General features: G+C 37.3%; 3 protein-coding genes and 1 pseudogene. 3 read left to right on the top strand and 1 reads right to left on the bottom strand.

Annotated features, from left to right (window positions below; all coding sequences use genetic code 11):
• The 3 genes and pseudogenes from FTU05_RS17560 to FTU05_RS17550 form a co-directional block, all read left to right on the top strand.
• Positions 1-75 (top strand): annotated as a pseudogene (locus FTU05_RS17560) (IS6 family transposase); the annotation flags it as partial.
• Between the two features lie 375 nt (positions 76-450).
• Entirely contained in the window at positions 451-846 is a 396-nt protein-coding gene (locus tag FTU05_RS17555; RefSeq protein WP_120376154.1) for a DUF6088 family protein, read from the top strand.
• Positions 839-1,786: a nucleotidyl transferase AbiEii/AbiGii toxin family protein gene (locus tag FTU05_RS17550; RefSeq protein ID WP_120376155.1), complete on the top strand. Its 948-nt coding sequence runs from the start codon at positions 839-841 to the stop codon at positions 1,784-1,786. Before FTU05_RS17555 ends, FTU05_RS17550 begins: the two co-directional genes overlap by 8 nt.
• A 71-nt stretch (positions 1,787-1,857) precedes the next feature.
• Here the strand turns inward: FTU05_RS17550 and FTU05_RS18150 are convergent.
• Positions 1,858-2,046 (bottom strand): hypothetical protein (locus FTU05_RS18150; RefSeq protein ID WP_373684859.1); only part of this gene is annotated, 189 nt, incomplete at its 5' end.

The raw sequence follows: 2,046 nt of genomic DNA, 5'->3' as shown, positions 1-2,046 counted from the left end.
GGCCAGGCCTCAGCATTTTATTATGGTGATCCCCTGGGCGAAATGCGCCTGGTAAGCAGAGTTTTTGAAACGTAAGGCCTTTGAATAAGACAAAAGGCTGCCTCATCGCTAACTTTGCAACAGTGCCATAAAAACACGTACGTGTTTAGAGGTACATAAGTGGACAGGTTCCTGACACATAAATTGTGTAAGTTGTATAACTTATGATTATTATGTAATCAGGGTGCTTGATAACCAATTCTGGATCATAAGTAGTTATCTACAGCTGTTTAATGTAATAGAGTAATAGAATTCTGCAACTCAACCAAGAACTGTCAGATCAGACAAAGTTGTCTTCCTGAGTAATTTATCTACAGTCTCATCTAGTATAATGTCGTATTTTTGCTCGACAAAATGTCGTATTTTTGCTAGTTTAAAGGTATGTGAAAACTGATGTATAAGGGAGATGCGATGACAACTAAAGCGAAAATGCAAATGCGCATCAAACGCTCAAAACGTTATGTTTTTATGCGTGATGATTTTAATGACATTGCGAATTATGACCAAATTGGAAGAGTTCTGCGAAACTTAGTTCAAGAAGGTGAGCTAATTAAAGTTGGTTATGGTATTTATACCAAAGCAAGAAAAAATCAAATTACCGGCAAAGTAATGCCAGCCTGTCCAGAAGGCGCGGATGCAGTGATCTTAGAGGCATTAAAAAGATTGGATGTGCAGGTTACGTTAGGAGAGGCTACGGAAAAATATTTATCTGGTCAATCCACCCAGATTCCAGCCTTTACTCAAATTAAAACCCCGCGTCGTTTTACACGCCAATTGTCTGTAGGTCGTAGCCAAATTAATGCCTGATATAAAAAATGTGTTTGCAGATGTCGCTGATGCACTTGGTATTGGTGCAACTTCTATTGTTGAAAAAGATTACTATGTTGTCGAGTTATTGAGACTATTACAGTCTCTAGAATTTGAAACGCATGACTTGGTTTTTGCTGGTGGAACTTCTTTAGCTAAAGCAAATATTCAGTTAAATCGGATGTCTGAAGATGTGGACATTAAAATAGTTCCAAAACCAAATATTGCATTAAGTCGCTCTAAAGCTAAAGTTGTACGTAAACAATTGCTTCATCAAGTACAAGACAAAATCTCTCAATCTGATTTCTTTACAATTGAAGAGGAACCAGTTGTCTGGGATGAATATCGTTATATGGAATTATTAATTCGATATCCTCAGCATTTCAACCAAGCTCCCTGTTTACGACCATTCATTAAATTGGAATTAGTTGAAACAGACTTACTTGAGCCTTTTGAATCTAGAAGTATCACCTCGTTTGTGTATGACTTGGCTAAGAAAGGGAAGCCAGTCGATGCTTTTCCCTCCGTCACAATTGTCAGTACCAGTATCGAGAAGCTGATAGCAATTTTAAGGCGTACAGCGGCCTTTGCTAGAAATGCTGAAAGAGCTGATGATGAATCATTAGTTCGACATGTGTATGACTACTTTAAAATTACCTATGGTAAACCACAAGATTTTGTTTATTTAGGGCACTTAGCTACTAAAGTTATAAAAACTGATATTGAGCGTTATGGTCGTCAGCATACTCTTATGGTTGAAGACCCGATTGCTGAATTGTTATTTGGTTTAAATGAATTAAGTCGTAATCCACTCTATAAAGCCAGGTTTAATAATTTTGTTGTTCCTATGGTGTTCGGGGACAAACAAATATCATGGCAGCAAGCCTATTCACATTTTCAGGACTCAGTTCAACAGATCTTCGCTAACTTAAAGTTGTAAATGTAGAAAAGAAATTAGCTTAAGCACAATAGATTATTTATTTACAATCACTCTTATTACAACTAAATTTGTCAAAATTCTTCAGAGTTTTTTCTTTGAATTCTAACTCGTAACTCATCGAAGATAGAAAATGTGGCACTGTTGCAAATAGTCGGTGGTGATAAACTTATCATCCCCTTTTGCTGATGGAGCTGCACATGAACCCATTCAAAGGCCGGCATTTTCAGCGTGACATCATTCTGTGGGCCGTACGCTGGTAC

This window comes from Acinetobacter sp. YH12049 (assembly GCF_013419875.1).
Classification (GTDB): Bacteria; Pseudomonadota; Gammaproteobacteria; order Pseudomonadales; family Moraxellaceae; genus Acinetobacter; species Acinetobacter amyesii.
This window is presented reverse-complemented; position numbering and strand designations above follow the sequence as displayed.

Excerpts from the sequence above, each read along its gene's own strand:
- FTU05_RS17555 (WP_120376154.1), top strand. The coding sequence starts at position 451 with ATGACAACTAAAGCGAAAATGCAAATGCGCATCAAACGCTCAAAACGT.
- FTU05_RS17550 (WP_120376155.1), top strand. The coding sequence starts at position 839 with ATGCCTGATATAAAAAATGTGTTTGCAGATGTCGCTGATGCACTTGGT.